General features: G+C 60.8%; 17 protein-coding genes and 1 pseudogene. 5 read left to right on the top strand and 13 right to left on the bottom strand.

The features are described 5' to 3' along the window. Positions 1–159 precede the first annotated feature (159 nt). The 7 genes from AC06G5_RS04280 to AC06G5_RS04250 all read right to left on the bottom strand — a co-directional run bounded on the left by AC06G5_RS04280 (position 160) and on the right by AC06G5_RS04250 (position 5,755). Positions 160–1,149: a FecR family protein gene (locus AC06G5_RS04280; protein ID WP_413703554.1), complete on the bottom strand. Its 990-nt coding sequence runs from the start codon at positions 1,147–1,149 to the stop codon at positions 160–162. After that, positions 1,146–1,718: an RNA polymerase sigma factor gene (locus AC06G5_RS04275; RefSeq protein WP_413703555.1), complete on the bottom strand. Its 573-nt coding sequence runs from the start codon at positions 1,716–1,718 to the stop codon at positions 1,146–1,148. The genes AC06G5_RS04280 and AC06G5_RS04275 overlap by 4 nt, the downstream gene beginning before the upstream one ends. Before the next feature lie 4 nt (positions 1,719–1,722). Next, complete coding sequence (locus tag AC06G5_RS04270; RefSeq protein ID WP_413703556.1) at positions 1,723–2,049, bottom strand: DUF3325 domain-containing protein; 327 nt, start codon at positions 2,047–2,049, stop codon at positions 1,723–1,725. After that, entirely contained in the window at positions 2,050–3,621 is a 1,572-nt protein-coding gene (locus tag AC06G5_RS04265) for a PepSY-associated TM helix domain-containing protein (RefSeq protein ID WP_413703557.1), read from the bottom strand. Then, entirely contained in the window at positions 3,618–3,923 is a 306-nt protein-coding gene (locus AC06G5_RS04260) for a DUF3649 domain-containing protein (protein ID WP_480459012.1), read from the bottom strand. The genes AC06G5_RS04265 and AC06G5_RS04260 overlap by 4 nt, the downstream gene beginning before the upstream one ends. 259 nt (positions 3,924–4,182) lie before the next feature. After that, complete coding sequence (locus AC06G5_RS04255) at positions 4,183–4,593, bottom strand: HPF/RaiA family ribosome-associated protein (protein WP_413421023.1); 411 nt, start codon at positions 4,591–4,593, stop codon at positions 4,183–4,185. 214 nt (positions 4,594–4,807) lie between these two features. Next, a complete protein-coding gene (locus AC06G5_RS04250; RefSeq protein WP_007986794.1) occupies positions 4,808–5,755 on the bottom strand; it encodes a LysR substrate-binding domain-containing protein in 948 nt (315 codons plus the stop codon). A 135-nt stretch (positions 5,756–5,890) separates the two neighbouring features. Between AC06G5_RS04250 and AC06G5_RS04245 the strand changes: the two genes are divergently transcribed. Together AC06G5_RS04245 and AC06G5_RS04240 are read left to right on the top strand one after the other, a co-directional pair. After that, positions 5,891–7,267 carry an L-serine ammonia-lyase gene (locus tag AC06G5_RS04245; protein WP_413421025.1) on the top strand — a complete coding sequence of 459 codons (1,377 nt, stop codon included), beginning with the start codon at positions 5,891–5,893 and terminating at the stop codon, positions 7,265–7,267. Between the two features lie 305 nt (positions 7,268–7,572). Next, positions 7,573–7,890: a DUF3509 domain-containing protein gene (locus AC06G5_RS04240; RefSeq protein WP_413421027.1), complete on the top strand. Its 318-nt coding sequence runs from the start codon at positions 7,573–7,575 to the stop codon at positions 7,888–7,890. Here the strand turns inward: AC06G5_RS04240 and AC06G5_RS04235 are convergent. Continuing rightward, the gene (locus AC06G5_RS04235; protein WP_413421029.1) at positions 7,887–8,387 is read right to left on the bottom strand and encodes a phosphate-starvation-inducible protein PsiE; all 501 of its coding nucleotides are present in this window, start codon (positions 8,385–8,387) and stop codon (positions 7,887–7,889) included. The two genes, AC06G5_RS04240 and AC06G5_RS04235, sit on opposite strands and share 4 nt — an antisense overlap. Before the next feature lie 276 nt (positions 8,388–8,663). Here AC06G5_RS04235 and AC06G5_RS04230 point away from each other — a divergent pair. Continuing rightward, positions 8,664–8,903, top strand: a pseudogene (locus AC06G5_RS04230) (YebG family protein); the annotation flags it as partial. A gap of 188 nt (positions 8,904–9,091) precedes the next feature. On the opposite strand, the gene AC06G5_RS04225 reads toward AC06G5_RS04230, so the two are convergent. Then, on the bottom strand, positions 9,092–10,111 hold the full coding sequence (locus AC06G5_RS04225) for a Glu/Leu/Phe/Val dehydrogenase family protein (protein ID WP_413421031.1): 1,020 nt from the start codon (positions 10,109–10,111) through the stop codon (positions 9,092–9,094). A 183-nt stretch (positions 10,112–10,294) separates the two neighbouring features. Between AC06G5_RS04225 and AC06G5_RS04220 the strand changes: the two genes are divergently transcribed. Then, positions 10,295–11,098, top strand: coding sequence for a SirB1 family protein (locus tag AC06G5_RS04220; RefSeq protein WP_413421033.1), 804 nt, complete (start codon positions 10,295–10,297; stop codon positions 11,096–11,098). A 44-nt stretch (positions 11,099–11,142) separates the two neighbouring features. Here AC06G5_RS04220 and AC06G5_RS04215 read toward each other — a convergent pair whose 3' ends face one another. From AC06G5_RS04215 to hmgA, 4 genes are all read right to left on the bottom strand, one after another. Further along, positions 11,143–12,528 (bottom strand): MFS transporter, encoded by a 1,386-nt coding sequence (locus AC06G5_RS04215; RefSeq protein WP_480459011.1) that lies wholly within the window; start codon positions 12,526–12,528, stop codon positions 11,143–11,145. Positions 12,529–12,693: 165 nt separating this feature from the next. Continuing rightward, positions 12,694–13,329: a maleylacetoacetate isomerase gene (gene maiA / locus AC06G5_RS04210; protein ID WP_413703560.1), complete on the bottom strand. Its 636-nt coding sequence runs from the start codon at positions 13,327–13,329 to the stop codon at positions 12,694–12,696. A gap of 12 nt (positions 13,330–13,341) precedes the next feature. Next, positions 13,342–14,646: a fumarylacetoacetase gene (fahA, locus tag AC06G5_RS04205; RefSeq protein ID WP_413421039.1), complete on the bottom strand. Its 1,305-nt coding sequence runs from the start codon at positions 14,644–14,646 to the stop codon at positions 13,342–13,344. Between the two features lie 3 nt (positions 14,647–14,649). After that, positions 14,650–15,954, bottom strand: coding sequence for a homogentisate 1,2-dioxygenase (gene hmgA / locus AC06G5_RS04200; protein WP_480459010.1), 1,305 nt, complete (start codon positions 15,952–15,954; stop codon positions 14,650–14,652). A gap of 165 nt (positions 15,955–16,119) precedes the next feature. Here hmgA and AC06G5_RS04195 point away from each other — a divergent pair, with 165 nt between their 5' ends. Beyond that, positions 16,120–16,917 (top strand): IclR family transcriptional regulator, encoded by a 798-nt coding sequence (locus AC06G5_RS04195; protein WP_413703562.1) that lies wholly within the window; start codon positions 16,120–16,122, stop codon positions 16,915–16,917. The last annotated feature ends 8 nt before the right edge of the window (positions 16,918–16,925 follow it).

Here is a 16,925-nt window from a genome sequence, read left to right as displayed (position 1 = left end):
CACGGATGGCAATCGGATTTACCTCAGCAAAAATTTGAAAATATTTTTATTCGGGGGTGATGTGGTGTTTGAACTGGCCCCTTCGCGGGCAAGCCCGCTCCCACATTTGCAATGCATTTCCCTGTGGGAGCGGGCTTGCTCGCGAAGGGGCCGGCAGCTTCAACGCAAAATAATCAGATGCCCCAACACCTGATGCTGCTCAAACCCCATCACCCCTTGCAACGAACTCAATACGGCCTGCGGATTCCTGCTCGGGAAGCTGCCACTGACCCGGCGTGCCGCCAGTTCATCATTGAGCATCACGATCCGCCCCGGGTAATAGCGCCCCAAATCCCGCACCACATCGGCCAACGTCGCCTTGTAGTAATTGAGCCAGCCCTGACGCCATGCCAATTGCGCTTCGCTATCCACCGCGTGGAGTTTCTCCGCCGAGCCTTCGCCGTAGGCGACTTGCTGGCCGGCGGTGAGGATTTGCTGTTCGGCGTTTTTGTCCGCGGTCACGCCGACTCGCCCGGACAGCACCGTGACCTGTGCTCCGCGGGGCTGCAAACGGACTTCGAACTGCGTGCCCAGGACCCGCGCCTGACCTTTTTCCGCATCGACCACAAACGGTTGCCCCGTATGCGTCACGCTGAAAAAACCGGCGCCGCGACGCAATTGCACATGCCGCTCGCCATGACTGAAATCCACGGCGATGGCACTGTCGGCATCCAGTGTCACCTGAGACTGATCGGCCAGGGTGACGGTGCGGATTTCCCCCGGTGCCGAGACGAAGTCCGCGCCCAGGTCATCGATCCAGCGCGATGGCTGCCAGCCTGTGCCGAGACTGATCATCAACAGCAGACACGCGGCCATCGCCAGCGCACCGGACCAGCGTCCGAGCGTGCTGCGCCGCGACTTGTCCATGGCGTTCAGATACCCCTGCAAGGCCAGGGCGTCCTCATCGGCGAGCGTGCGCGCCGGTCCTTCGCTCAGCTCCCACATGACCTGCGCCTGAGAATAAGCCTCGGCATGGGCGGGGTCGGCCTGCAACCAATGACTGAAAGCAGTCTGGTCAGCGCTGCTGGGCCGGTCATGCAACAGACTCAGCCAGGCCAGCGCTTGCTGCTCCTGAGCGGGCGTCGGGGTGACGCGTTCGAAGTTGTTCACGGTGCTTTCCCTGGCGTACGCGTTTCGGGTTCCCGAAGGCTCGCCTTGCAGGCTTCGAGGGCGCGCATCATATGTTTTTCCACGGCACTTTGGGACAAGCCCATGGCCTTGGCGATCTCGGCGTATTTGCGGCCGTGAATGCGATTGAGCAAAAAGATCTGCCGCGTACGCTCCGGTAACGCACGCAACGCCGCTTCAACGTGGCGCAAATCGTTGCCCGCCTCCAGTGCCGCTTGCGGTCCGCTGTCATGGCTGTCCGGGGGTTCCACCATCAAGCCTTCGCTGGCCCGGACCCGCGTGCCTTCACTGCGCAAATGGTCGATGGCGATGTTACCGGCGCAGCGCAACAAGTAGGTGCTAAGTTCCTCGACTTGCACCAGCGGCCGTCGCCAGAATCGCAGGAACAAGTCCTGTACCAGGTCAGCCGCCGTCGCCCGGCAACCGACACGCCGACTCACCAGCGCTTCCATCTGCGAACGCTGGGAGAGAAACACCTGGAGAAAGTGCGCACGGTCACCGCGCTGTTGGTCGCGCTCGATATCGTGGGGTTCGGGAGGGAGAGTGATCATTGATTCAATACCGCGCAAACACGGCAATCGGACTGGCCAGCAGACACAGCCCGGCCAGGGACAAGGCCAGGTGCGGACGGTATGGCATCAGTAAAACCAGCAGCAATGCACTGAGCATCAGCATGCCGAACCACTGCACCAGGCCCGATCCCCAGCCTGCCGCCACCACTGCCGCCCACAACGACCAACTCAACAAAAGCCAGCCAAGCAGTTTCAGGCCGAAACGCCGACGCGGTGTCGGTTTATGCCCAAGCAGCTCGGCGTGATGCCGGTCCATCGATAAACACAGCGCGGTAAACCCGGCATAACAGAGCAACGCGGCGAGCAACATTCAGTTCGCCTCCTGTTCGAGCACCATCGATCGCGGGCGTTTTGTGCTGACGGCTTGAGTCCTTCCCGAGCGACGTATTTTCCAGGCCGACCAGGCGAAAAACAGGCCGCTGGCCAGGCATGCCAGATCGAACCCGGCCATGGCCCCATCGCTCTGCGCCAGCGACATACCCAGGTGATACGGCGTGGTCAGGGCGTTCAACAGCGGCACCGCGCCAAACAGCAACGCCGCCAGCGCCAGTTGCTCGACCCAGGCCGCACGCCCTCGGCGAAGCATGGCGTGCAGCAGGCTCAAGCCCCAGACGATGAAGAAACCGTTGACCTCCCAATCCGAGCGTCCGGCCATGGCCACCGGCAACAATCGATTGGCCCAGAAGTACGTCGCCACCGCGAGCATCAGCCCCGACATGCTGGCGATGTTCAGCACGTCCACCAGCCTAAGCTCCAAAGGCATCCCAGCGCTTTGGGCATGTTTGAGTTGACGTTTGCCGACCCAGATCACCATCCCGGTACCGATCATGGCCGTGCCGGCCAGGCCACACAGGAAGTACAGCCAGCGCAGCACCGGGCTGGCGAAATGGCCCATGTGCAGGCCGAAAAAACTGCCGGCAATTGCCACAGGCAGCGAGCGCTCCGGCGTCGCGTCCAATTGCCGGCCCGTTACGCCATCGAAGGTCACGGTGCGGCCGAAATCGTGAACCACACGGTCCGCCCCGTCGAACGCCATCACCACCGAAGCATTGGCATCGCCGGGGTGGTTCACCGTCACTTCTGCAACCCTGCCCCCCGTTCCGAGCCGGTTAGCCTGTTCCAGTAACGGCGCCAGGGACAGCAATTGACCTGGATTGCCCACGGCTGGCCGGACTTCGTCTTCAGGCAGCGCCTCTTGGTAAAAGGTTTGGGCGTTGTCCTTGTAAACGGCCAGGATGCCCGCTGGCATCACCATCATCATGAACATCACCAGGCTGCTGTAGGTGATCATCAGGTGAAACGGCAACACCAGCACGCCCACCGCGTAGTGCCCGTCGAGCCAGGAACGCCGGCCCTTGCGCGGACGAAACGTGAAGAAGTCCTTGAAGATTTTCTTGTGGGTGATGATGCCGCTGATCAGCGCCACGAACATCAACATGGCCGCGATGCTGGCCAGCCAGCGCCCCCACGGATAGGGCATTTGCAACTCGAAGTGGAAGCGATAGAAGAACTCCCCGCCCAGCGTCTCACGGGGATGCACTTCGGTGCCGGTCAGCGGATCGAGCAGTTGTTCGCCGTGTTGGCCAGGCTTGCCCGCTGCCGCTTCCCAGTGCACTGACAAGCCCTGCCGCCGGGCGCCGGGCAACTCGATCAACCAATGTGAGGCGCCCGCTGCGTGTTGCTCAAGATAGTGTTGAGCCACGGTCAGACTGGTTTCGGCGGAGACGGAACGAACCGGGATTTCCGGTTGCATCCAGCGGCTGGTTTCACTTTTGAAATAGGCCAGCGTGCCGGTCAGGAAAATCGCGAACAGCAGCCAGCCGAGAATCAACCCGGCCCAGGTGTGCAACCAGGCCATCGCCTGGCGAAAGCCCTCTTTCATGGACGGCCCATCCCGTACGCCAGACCAGCCAGCGCTGCCAGCATCAGGCCTGGCACCATCAGACCGAACCAGGCTCGCCACGCACTGGCGCAGGCAAAGCACCAGATCACGGCCAGCAAGTACACCAGGAACGAAGTCATCATCCCGATCACCACCGCTTCGGCGCGAGCGCCAGGCAGCCAAAGACTGAGGCTGACACTGACCAGAGCCGCGACGAGGTAACCGCCAAATACGGCAGCAAGCACCCGTGAAGCGACCGCCAATCGATAGGAAACGGGAAGTGTGCGGGGTTTGGCGTTCATGGTTCGACCTGAAAACCGGGTGAGGCTACGACAGCGTCAGGGCCGGCAAGCCCGCAATATTAATGATAAATATTCTCATACGCAAAGAAGCTCGAATGAAGCCCTCTATTACGCCCGTCACAACTGGCTCAGCGATTGGTTGCGACGCAAACTCGGCTGTCCCGACGGCACATGCCAATCGCTATGGAATCCAAAAGCCACAGAAAACAAAACGGGCCTGCAATGCAGGCCCGTTTTCATTGGGAAGGCAAGTCAGGCTTCAGCCGTTTTGGGCAGCCTGCTCGTTTTCAAGAAACTCTTCTTCCAGCAGCTTGTCGGCGTGAGGCCTGCGCTCGAATGGCACCACGGCGGCGCGTGGTTTGCCGCGCAATTTGCCGAACAAGTGTTCAAGCGCGTGCTCGAGTTTTTCGGCTGCGCCGTCGATCGCCAGTTCCAGGTTGGCGGCTTTATGGGTGACAGAAATCGGTTGGTGGCCTTTTGGCCGCGCTTCCAGTTGGCAGCGTAAATCGTGGGGACCCGGCTTGTCGCCGTTCTCGTCCCGCAAGTGAACCTCGACCCGTGTCAGGTCCTCTTCGTAGCGTTCGAGCGTGCTCTCAATGGTTGTACGTACCCACTCCTCCAGTCGTTTACTGCTTTGAATATGGTTATCGCTATTGACTTGGATTTGCATAGTTCATCCCTTATTTCAGCTAGCTCGCGAGAGGCCGGTCAGCTAAGCCCTTGGGCGTCATCACCGTGACCTCTTGGTTACACAATCGGTCTGTACGCTGAACAATTCAACCCCTGTAAAAAGATAAATATTCATACGCAAAAAAAGCCGGACAACGAGCAAAAGCGCTGTTAATGTCGGGAGTTGGGTCGCCCTGCCTGGCAACCCGAATTCCTTACATCTGCCGCTCACCCAGCGGGTGCAGGCTGCGGAAAATCCCCGCTTCTTCCACCAGCCAGTCATGCACCGCACGCACGCCGGGATGGCTCAGCGCACCCGGTGCATAGAGCAGCATGTAGCGTTTGTGGTTTGGCACCGCCAGTCCGAAAGGCACGATCAACGCCCCGCGCTCCAGCTCATCGTTGAGCAGCGTTCGTCGGGCAATCGCCACCCCCATCCCGGCAATGGCCGCTTCGATCGTCAGGTGATTGCGATTGAAGGTATGCCCACGTCGCACATCCGCTCCCTCGAAGCCAATGGCGTTGAGGTAAAACTCCCATTCCGCGTACTCGTAGCTGCCGCGCCAGGCGGTGATGTCGTGCAGCAAGGGAAAGTGCATCAGGTCTGCCGGGCCGTGCAAAGGCGGACGGCCACGCAACAGGCCCGGCGCGCACACCGGAAAAATCTGTTCATCGAGCAAGGCTGTGGATAACAGGCCCGGGTAGCTGCCGTCGTTCAGGTCGATCGCCAGATCGAAGTCACCTTCATGCAACGGCACGCTGCTGTCCTCGGCCACCAGGCGCAATTGAATGTCCGGAAAACGCTGCTGCAAACGTGGCAGGCGCGGCGTCAGCCATTTGCTCAGGAATGACGGGATCGAACGCACCCGCAGAATCCCGCTGATCATGCCCGCATCCAGTCGCCGCAATTCCGCGTCGATGCTGCCGAAGGCCTCGTTGACGGTAATGGCCAGGCGCTGCCCCTCAGCGCTGAGCTCCACTCCGCGGGCGCGGCGGTGAAACAGGCGAAAGCCCAGGCGTTCTTCCAGCTGGCGGATCTGCTGGCTGACGGCTCCCGGGGTAATGTGCAGTTCCTCGGCGCAGCGGGTGAACGACAGGTGCCGAGCGGCACAGGCGAACACGTTCAGCCAGACATACGTCTGGGCGTGCAATTGACGGCTCATCGTTTAGTCCTGCTAAAGGATGTCTTAGGAAATTTCGTTGGTCACGTAGGACCTTGACGGGCAGTATCGCCGGAATTGCGCTTGTCCTACAAAAATGGCGGCGATTCCTCTTCCATTACTTGTGCAGGCTTTAGCATGGCTATCAGTGTTTTCGATCTCTTCAAAGTCGGCATCGGCCCGTCCAGCTCCCATACCGTTGGTCCGATGCGCGCTGCCGCGACCTTTGCTCAACAACTGCTCGAACAGGGTTTTCTGGCTGACGTGCGACGCGTGGAGATTCGCCTTTACGGTTCTCTGTCGGCGACCGGCGTCGGCCATGCAACGGACCGCGCCTGCGTCATGGGCCTGATGGGCGAATGGCCCGACCGCATCGATCCCGACACCATCGACAGCCGCATCCACACCCTGCGCGAGACCGGCAAACTGTGTCTGGCAGGCGTTGCAGAAATTGCCTTCGACTGGCAAACCGATCTCCTGCTGCTCAACGAAAGCCTGCCCTATCACCCCAATGCCATGTCTCTGACAGCCTTCGGCGAAACCGGTGAGCTGTTCGAGCAAACCTATTACTCGGTGGGCGGCGGCTTCATCATCGAAGCGGCTGAAGCCGAATCCGGGATCGCACCGGCCGGCGATGTGCTGCTGCCTTACGACTTTTCCAGTGCCGCCGAACTGCTCAAGTTGTGCAACGAGCACGGGCTGCGGGTGAGTGAACTGATGATGGCCAATGAACGGGCTTGGCGCGGTGACGCCGAGATCCGCCAAGGCCTGTTGCACATCTGGTCGGTGATGCGCGAATGCGTCGAGCAAGGCTTGCGCCATGAAGGCATCCTGCCCGGCGGTCTGAATGTTCCACGTCGAGCGGCGAAACTGCATCGCAGCCTGCAGGAAATCGGCAAGCCGAATGTCATTACGTCCACCTTGTCAGCAATGGAATGGGTCAACCTGTACGCCCTCGCCGTGAACGAAGAAAACGCGGCCGGCGGACGCATGGTCACGGCGCCGACCAACGGCGCGGCAGGAATTATTCCGGCGGTGCTGCACTACTACATGAAGTTCAATGCCGATGCGTCCGACGACGACGTGGTCGCGTTCTTCCTCGGCGCAGCGGCCGTCGGCATCCTGTGCAAGAAAAACGCTTCGATCTCCGGGGCCGAAGTCGGCTGCCAGGGCGAAGTCGGTTCCGCCTGCGCCATGGCCGCCGCAGGCCTGGCAGAGGTGCTTGGTGCCACCCCGGAGCAGCTGGAGAACGCCGCCGAAATCGGCCTGGAACACAACCTCGGCCTCACCTGCGACCCGGTCGGCGGACTGGTGCAAGTGCCGTGTATCGAGCGCAACGCGATCGCCGCCGTGAAGGCAATCAACGCCACGCAAATGGCCTTGCGCGGCGATGGCCAGCACTTCATTTCCCTGGACCGGGTGATCCGCACCATGCGTGACACCGGGGCCGACATGCACGACAAGTACAAAGAGACGTCACGGGGCGGACTGGCAGTGAACTGGGTGGAGTGTTGACCGCTTTGGAGGCACGTCGAGGTTTATTGCCCTGAAACGTGCAGAAAACGCGGCCCACTGTAGGAGCGAGCCTGCTCGCGAAAAACCCTCAGGCGCCGCGAACCTTCTGATTTGACGCGTTATCGTTCACGACCATCGCGAGCAAGCTCGCGCCTACAAAGGGATGGGTTGTCCGATAACCCATCCGGCATGCCCCTTGCTACATCCCTGATGCAAGCCATGGAATGGCCGATGGTCCGGTGTTGCGAACTAATCCCGATATCGACCGGTCAACAACTGCACGTTCAATCAGGCGGTGACGCATCATGGACAACCCTTTCCAGCTCATTACCGATGCCTTTGCAGCGGATTACCAGATCAACCTGAGCATTCAGGGCCTGGACGGCAGCATCATGCTGACCCTTTCCAACAGTGGCCACGTGGTGGCCAAACGCATGATCAGCGCCGAACAACGCAATGACCCCCAGCGCCTCAAGCGTCTGGTTCAAAGCATTCAATTCGGCATTGCCATCGAGCAAGGCCACAGCGCCGTGACCATCCTCGAAGCCATGACCACCGGCAGCGCTCGGACCCTGCCGCCCCCTCCCGTCAAAGGGCGGCCGCGCCCTACGCTTGGGCTCTAGATTTCGCCCTTCTCGACCTCTGGATGTTCACTGGAACCCGCACCGATCTTGCGTTGCGGGTTCTCGATCTTCACCGAGGGAAATTGCGACGAAGCGTAACGCACCACCAGAATCGCAAACGCCAGCAGCAGAATCCCGCCGCACAGGTAGATGATCCCCAGGTCCGGCGGATTGTGGTGCGAAACGTTGGAAATCAGCAGCCGCGTCAACGCCGTAATCGCCACGTAGATCAGGAAGCGCACAGGCATGTGGTTGGTCTTGAAGTAAATCCCGACCATCGCCCCCAGTTCCAGGTAGATGAACAGCAACAAGATGTCATCGATCTTGATGTGCCCCTCTTCGATCATTCCGAGAAATTCCATCACCGCCGCCCACGCGGTCACCGCACCAATGGCGAACAGCGCCAGGTAGTGAAAGGTTTCGACGAACAGATTGCCCAGGGACTCGGCCAGTTCATGTACGTTCCGCCGCAGTTTTTCGGCCCAGTTGATTTTCACGATGATGCTTCCTTAGGTCGGCTCGACCGGATGATGCGGGTTGGACGTGACGGTTATTCTGCATGCAGAAAAAAGGCCAGCCCATGATGGCGAGCCGCTCTGGATTGCGCGCCGTGGCGTTTGGTCGCACCCGTGCAGCGCCTCACCTGACAAATGTCGAATCCGGTCTACATTAAAAAGCCACTACCCAAAAGACAGGGATTCGCTTATCCTTTCGCTGTATATAGATACAGTAGTCGAAACCGACAACCAATGTGAAGGCATGTGAGGTGGTGAATGGCCGTCGAAGTGGTATACCGCAGCAGCCGAGATCTGGAGCGCTTGTTCATGGATAAAGCCGAAGCTGACCGTCATGACAAAATGCTCGAACTGGCCGAATTGCTGGCTGAAGTGTTGCACAAAGCCGTTCCGTCCCTGACCGAGCAGCAAGTGGAAGAAGCCGGGATCTACATGGCGAAGAATCGAGATGTGTTCGCCAAGGCGTTCAAGAGCCAGCCGGACGCCCTGTCCGAACTGCTCAGCGCACCGGTCGAAGTTGCAGAACCTGTTGCAGCGGCCGAGGTTGTTGAAGCCGCCGAGCCAGTCACCCCGGCCAAGCCTGCCAAGGCTCCAAAAGCCGCCAGGTAAGCAAAGCCCAAATTGAACAGGCCCTGAGTCGAATGGCGCAGGGCCTTTTTCATGCCTGTGGAAAACTCATATCCAACTCAGCGATACAACACTTTCTCCGCCAAGTCATCGGCCACCCGGGCGGGGGAGCGTTTTTCCGCCTGGGCATGGGCGAACACCTCGGTCAGGCGTGAACTGATTTTCGACAGGTGCGCAGTGATGGTTCCCAGCTCTTCGCCCCGATGCTTGAGCGAGACATAAATCAAACCGCCGGCATTGATCACGTAGTCCGGCGCATACAAGATGCCCCGTCGTTCCAACTGATCGGCGACGTCCAGATGCGTCAGCTGATTGTTCGCCGAACCGGCCACTGCCGAGCAGCGCAGTTGTGTCACGCTGTGGCTGTTCAGCACCCCGCCCAAACCGCACGGCGCAAGAATATCGCAAGGTGTGCTGAGCAATGCGTCGTTGGCGATGGGGTGAGCCCCGAGTTGCTCCATCGCCAGTTGCACCTTGCCGTGATCGATATCGCTGACCAGCAGTTCGGCCCCGGCGGCGTGCAACTGTTCTGCCAGGGCATAACCGACGTTGCCCAGACCTTGAATGGCGACGCGCAGGCCTTCGAGGTTATCGCTGCCCAGTCGCGCCATCGCCGTGGCGCGAATGCCGGTGAATACGCCCATCGCGGCGTGCGGCGCAGGGTCACCCGCCGCGGTGGTGCTAGTGACGTGCTGGGTTTGCTGGGCGATGCAATCCATGTCCGCCACTGAGGTGCCACTGTCGATGGCCGTGATGTAGCGCCCGTCGAGCTGATTGATACAGCGCCCGAAGGCTTCGAACAGCGCGGCACGGTTGGCCACGTGAACCGGGCGAATGATCACCCCCACGCCGCCGCCCTGGGCCAGGCCGGCCAGTGCCGCCTTGTAACTCATGCCTTGGGCAAGGCGCACCGCATCCTCGACCGCAGACTCGTCGCTGGGATAGGCAAGGTAACGACAGCCGCCCAGGGCAGGCCCCAGGCGGCTATTATGAATGGCAATGACCGCCTTCAACCCGGTGGCCGGGTCGACGCTCAGATGCAGCGATTCAAGGCGAGTGCTTTGCATGAGAGCGAACATCGTAGGGCTCCCGAATCACTTCTTGTAGTCGCCAGTATAGGCTTGCGCCCAAAAATTGCAGAAGCGCACAGGAATAAGCACGGCCACGATGCAATCTTTCGGAAATAATCCGTGATCGCCCTTTTGCGGCACTGGACGAATGCCGGAGAGGGGGCTAAAACGAGGCATTGCCCGGAGATTTTGATGACCCCGCGCCAATCGTTCTTCGCCTGCCTGCAACGTTCACCGCCCGCGCTGTTCGAGGCGGCGTTGTGGATTGCGGCCGAGCACGACAGCGAGGTGGAACCGCAAGCGCTGCTGGCCGATTTCCAGGCGTTGCAACAACGGATCAGCGGCGGCTTGCCGATGCTGCCGGTCAGTGAACTGGCCCAGCCGCTGTTGCGGCGCATGAACGACCTTGGCTTCGCCCAGGACGACTTCACACCCTTGCGCCCACAAGTGGCACTGCTTGACAAAGTACTGGAACGCCGACGTGGACAACCCTTGACGCTGGGGCTGATTGCGCTGGAGTTGGCCAGGGGCCTGGAGATTCCCATGGTCGGGGTCAACTTCCCCGGACATTTCCTGCTGCGGGTGCCGGGCGCCGATCATTTGCTCGATCCCTGCGGCGGCCGTCGCCTTTACCCCAACGATTGTCGGGAATTACTGCTCCGCCAGTACGGCCCGAACATCAAGCTCAGCGCCGAGCACCTGGAAACCGCCGAGCCGGTGCAGATGCTGCAACGGCTGTCGCGCAACCTGCGCCAGTTGTACCTGTCCCACGACGATGTCATCAATGCCTTGATCGACGCCGATCGCGTCCTGGAGCTGGGCAACGCCAGTGCCACCGACTACCTGGCCCGGGCCAGCCTGTACCAGCGGCTGGACTGTCCGAACGCTGAGCGTTTTGACCTGGAGCACGCACTGCTGCTCAGCGACGATCCGATCCAGCGAATTCGCCTGACCGAACGGCTGGGGCATTTGCCGCCAAACGCCATTGTTCACTAATCACAAAACCTTGTGGGAGCGGGCTTGCTCGTGAAAGCGGACAGTCAGTCGACATCATTGTTGGCTGACACGACGCCTTCGCGAGCAAGCCCGCTCCCACAGGGGGTTGGAGTTGCGTCTGAGGGCGAGCGCACCTGGATGATCAGCAGCGCGGCAATGACTGCCGGAATCGCACAGAAGAAGAAAATCTGCTGCACCGGAATGTGCATTGCCAACAGCAGGCTGCCAAACAACGGGCCGAGGATCGAGCCGAAACGCCCTACCCCCAGCGCCCAACCGGTGCCCGTCGCCCGAACCTGCGCAGGGTAGAAATTACTGGCGAAGGCATTGAGGGTCAGTTGCCCGCCGATGATGCAGAACCCTGCGGCAAACACGCAGGCCACCAGGTAACGCGGATTGTCATGGTTCAAACCCAACAGTAGCGTGCAGACCGCCGCTGCGGCCAACACGCACGACAGCAGTCGGACTTTGCTTTTCAAGCGGTCGGCGATCGAGGCCATGCCTATCGCACCGACGGTGCCGGCAAACAGGAACATGGAGGTCACCAGGTTGGCCTCGTTGAGTTTCAAACCACTTTCCAGCAGCAGCGACGGCAACCAGCTGATCATGAAATACAGCAGGATCAGGCTGACGAAGAATGTCGCCCAGATCAGCAACGTCGGCCGTGCATAACCATTGCGGAATAACTCCACCACCGTCAGTTTGCTGCCCTGCTCCCGTTCGTTTTGTTCGATGGACGCGGCAGGTGGTTGCCAGTCCGGCAACATGCGCGCGGTGACTTTGTTCAAACGGGCATACGGCGGTGCATCACGCAACAGACGCGGCAGGGATTCGGGCAGCAACCAGAACAGAAACGGAAACAGCAGCAATGGCGTCACACCACCGGCGAGGAACACGGCTTGCCAACCGAAGCTGTCGATGAACCCGGCGGCGACAAAACCGCCCGCCGCGCCACCAAAGGAAAACCCGCAAGCGGCCAGTGTCACCATCAGGGTACGCAGGCGAGGTGGCGAGTATTCCGACATCAGCGCCATGGCGCTGGGCATAGCCCCGCCCATGCCGATGCCGCAGATGAAACGAGCGGCCATCAAGGTGTTCAGGGAATCGGCGAACACCATCAACACAGTGAGAGTGGCGTAGATCAGCACACAGCAGAGCAGAATCCGCCGCACACCGAACCGGTCCGCCAAGGGCGTCACCGCCAGAGAGCCAAGCGTCAGGCCTAGCAGGTTGGCGCTGAACACCGGTCCGAACGCGGCTTTTTCCAGTCCCCAATCCTGCGCCAGGGCAGGCACCACGTAACCCAGCACCTGCGCGTCATAGCCGTCAGTTACCAATAACAGGGCCAGGAGCAACAGGATCAGCCACTGATAACGGGACACAGGACGGGCATCAAGTGCCGCGCGAAAGCTGGCAATCTGGTTGTGCATGGCAAGGTTCCCGATTCTTTTTATGGTTTTGGCAATGCCCCCCTTGTGGGAGCGGGCTTGCTCGCGAAGGCGGCGGCACATCCGATAAAAATGTGACTGACAGACCGCTTTCGTCGGAACGCCGCCCGGAGCAAGCCCGCTCCCACATGGGGTTGGTGTAGGGCTTTAAGGCGTATCCGGCTGGTTCGCCGGATGCGCCTTGATGAATGCCGGGTGCGTCGCCGCCAATGCCGCCACTCGCCGGATCCGTGGATAAGCCTCAAGAGAAACGTTGAAACGCTCGGCCGCATACAGCTGCGGGATCAGGTAGACGTCCGCCAACCCGGGCTCGGCGCCGAAGCAGTAACCGTCATCACCGATCAACTGCTCTACCGTGGCCAATCCCTGGCCGATCCAGTGGCCGATCCACTCAACCACCTGCGGTTCGTCGTAGCCCGACTGGCGTAGTCGATTGAGCACGCTGACGTTGTGCAACGGGTGCACATCGCAGCCGATCACTGCCGCCACGCCGCGCTCTTGAGCGCGGGCAGCCAGGTCCCTGGACAGCAGTGGCACCTGTGGATAACGTTCCTCCAGGTATTCGATGATCGCGGGAGACTGGATCAGCAATTCGCCTTCATCGGTGCGCAAGGCCGGCACGCGGCCCTGCGGGTTGATGCCCAGATAAGGCGGCTGCCGATGCTCGCCGCCCTGCGGTGCGATCAGGTTGACTGGCAAGGATTGATAATCCAGGCCCTTGAGCGCCAACGCGATACGCACCCGGTACGAAGATGTCGAACGGTAGTAGGTATAGAGTTCCATGCCCCGCTCCTCTCAGCGTGCCGGCAACACTTTGCCACGGCACTCGCCGAAACCGATGGAGGCGAAACCGTCACGGCTGCAACGGCCGCGCAGGATGATTTCGTCACCGTCTTCAAGGAATTTGCGCACCTCGCCCGATGCCAGCTCGATCGGTTTTTTACCGCCCTCGGTAATTTCCAGCAGGCTGCCGAACTGACCGCTCTCCGGCCCCGACAACGTGCCCGAGCCGAACAGATCACCGGCCTGCAATTGGCAACCATTGACGCTATGGTGCGCAACCATTTGCGCCACGGTCCAGTACATGTGCCGGGTGTTGCTCAGGGTCAGGCGATGGGCCGGCAGGTTCTGCTCACGCATGGCCTCGGTGAGCAGCAGGACTTCCAGTTCGATATCGAACGCGCCAGCGGCCTGATCGCGCTTGTCGAGCAGGTATGGCAGCGGCTGCGGATCGCCTTGCGGACGCGCAGGCTGGGCACGACGGAACGGCTCCAGCGCTTCGGCGGTGACAACCCACGGCGAAATGCTGGTGATGAAGCTTTTCGACAGGAACGGCCCCAGTGGCTGATATTCCCAGGCCTGGATGTCCCGTGCCGACCAGTCGTTGAGCAGGCAGAAACCGGCGATGTGATTGGCAGCGTCGCCAATGGCTATCGAGTCGCCCATGTCGTTGCCCTGGCCGATCCAGATGCCCAGCTCCAGTTCGTAGTCCAGGCGTGCGCAAGGGCCGAACGTCGGTTCGCTCTGACCGGCCGGCAACGTCTGGCCTTTCGGACGGCGCACGTCGGTACCGGACGGACGAATGGTCGACGCACGACCGTGGTAGCCGATTGGCACGTACTTGTAGTTCGGCAGCAACGGGTTGTCCGGGCGGAACAGTTTGCCGACGTTCTGCGCGTGTTCGATACCAACATAGAAGTCGGTGTAATCGTTGATTTTCGCCGGCAGGTGCATCTCGCAATCCGCCGCCAGCGGCAGCAGTTTTGCGCCCTGGGCTTCGATCTTGCCGTGCAGGGTGCTGCCCTCGGCGAACAGTTCCAGCAAACGCTCGCGCAACGCGACGCGAGCCTCGCGGCCCAGTTCGAAAAAGGCATTCAACTGGCCGCCACAGGTGGCCTCGACGGCAGCCTTCGCGGCGCCATCGAACAGCCCGGCCTCCAGGGCTGCTTGCAGATCAAAGATATGCTCGCCAATGGCCACGCCACTACGCGGTGCCGAACCGTTGAGGCTGAACACGCCCAGCGGCAGGTTTTGCAGCGGGAAATCAGCATGGCCGTTGGCGGATGCAACCCAGCTGCGAGTGATGGAAGTCTGCGTCATGGGTTATCTCCGGGTTGGGTCGAAAGTGGCGGGCAGCGTCGCCCAGCAAGCATCGTAAGTGTTTTGCAGTTGCGGGCAATCGAGGGCGAAACGGCTTGGGCGCAACACCTGGCTGGTCTCGAACATGAACGCCATGGTGTTGTCGATTTTCGCCGGCTTGAGCTCAGCGTTGACCGCCTTGGTGCAAGTTTCGCCGTCCGGACCATGGGCGCTCATGCAGCTGTGCAGAGACGCGCCACCTGGCACGAAACCTTCAGCCTTGGCGTCGTATTCGCCCTGAATCAAGCCCATGTATTCGTTCATCAGATTGCGGTGGAACCACGGCGGACGGAAGGTTTTCTCGGCCACCATCCAGCGTGGGGGGAAGATCACGAAGTCGAGGTTGGCCAGGCCGTGGACGCTGGTTGGCGAGGTCAGCACGGTGAAGATCGACGGATCAGGGTGATCGAAACTGACGGTGCCGATGGTGTTGAAACGGCGCAGGTCATATTTGTACGGCACGTTATTACCGTGCCAGGCAACCACGTTGAGCGGCGAATGATTGAGTTCGCACGCCCACAACTGGCCGAGGAATTTCTGCACCAGCGTGGTGGGTTGCTGCAGGTTTTCGTAGGCCGCGACCGGGGTCAGGAAGTCCCGCGGATTGGCCAGGCCATTGCTGCCGATCGGCCCCAGGTCTGGCAGACGCAGCGGCGCACCATGGTTTTCGGCGACGTAACCGCGTGCTTGCGGGTCGAGCAGTTCGATGCGGAACTTCAGGCCGCGTGGCAGTACGGCAATTTCCAGCGGTTCCAGTTCAAGCACACCCAGTTCGGTGGCAATGCGCAGGCGCCCCAGCTCAGGCACCAGCAACATCTCGCCGTCGGCATTGAAGAACACACGCTCCATGGAACGGTTGGCGCAGTAGTTGTAGATGCTGATCCCGGCCGGTTTTTCTGCGCCCGAGTTGGCGGCCATGCTCACCAGGCCGTCGATGAAATCGGTCGGCTCGGCGGGAATGTCCAGCGGGTTCCAGCGCAGGCGATTGGGGGTCACGTCACCCAGTGGGCCGCCGGCCAGTTGCCGATCAAGCTTGACGAACGCCGGATGGTTGGCCGACGGCTGAATGCGGTACATCCAGGTTCGACGCGCCTCGCTGCGCGGCATGGTGAACGCCGTGCCGGAGAACAGTTCGGTGTAGAGGCCGTACGGGGCTTTTTGCGGGGAGTTCTGGCCGACGGGCAGTGCGCCGGGCAACGCTTCGCTGCTGAATTCGTTGCCGAAGCCTGACAGGTAAGCCAACGCTGGCGTCGTTGAATCGGGGTTCATGGAGCCTCCTGAACAGGGAGTCGGCCGTGGCCGCTCGCTCTGATGCAGAGGTCGAGGCACGCCCGAGTTGTTTTTATCGTAATTTGATTACGCATAACGTAATTTGATCGACATCCACCGTCAAGCTATAAAGACGCCAATTTGTTTCCGGATCACAGCGCCACCATGGAAAAAACCAGCGACAACAACGGTAAACAGAAAGTCCGCTCGGCCGAGGTTGGCACCGACATCCTCAAGGCTCTGGCCGAGTTGTCGCCCTCGACTTCTCTGTCGCGCCTGGCCGAACATGTGCAGATGCCGGCGAGCAAGGTTCACCGCTATTTGCAGGCCCTGATCGCCAGCGGCTTTGCCGAGCAGAACGCTGCCACCAACCATTACGGCCTGGGCCGTGAAGCCCTGCGCGTGGGGTTGGCGGCACTCAATAGTATGGACGTGCTGAAAGTCGCCGCCCTGCCGCTCGCCGAGTTGCGCGATGACTTGAACGAAACCTGCTTTCTGGCGGTGTGGGGCAATCAGGGCGCGACCGTGGTGCATATCGAACCGGCGGTGCGCGCGGTGACGGTGGTGACACAACTGGGCTCGGTGTTGCCATTGCTCAGTTCTTCGACAGGGCTGGTATTTGGCGCTTACCTGCCCGCACGTGAAACCGTGGACCTGCGCGATCAGGAGTTGCACAACAGCAGCGCCCACGCCTTGGCCGATCCGCAGGTGTACACGACGATGTGCGAGCAGATCCGTCAAAGGGGCCTGCATCATGTGCATGGGTTGTTGATGCCCGGCGTGGATGCCTTGTCGGCACCTGTGTTCAACGCGATGGGCAAGATTGCGGCAGTACTGACCGTGGTCGGGCCGACCTCGCTGTTTCACGCCGATGAAAACGGTCCGGCTGCGCAGCGCTTGTTGGCGGCCACCCGAGCGGTGAGTTGGCGCATGGGGTTCGATCCCGCCACGTCGCCCCTCTGAACGCAGCG

The organism is Pseudomonas sp. WT-JTC (assembly GCF_056711565.1).
The sequence above is the reverse complement of the archived record's forward strand: the minus strand, read 5'-3'. Positions and strand labels throughout refer to the sequence as shown.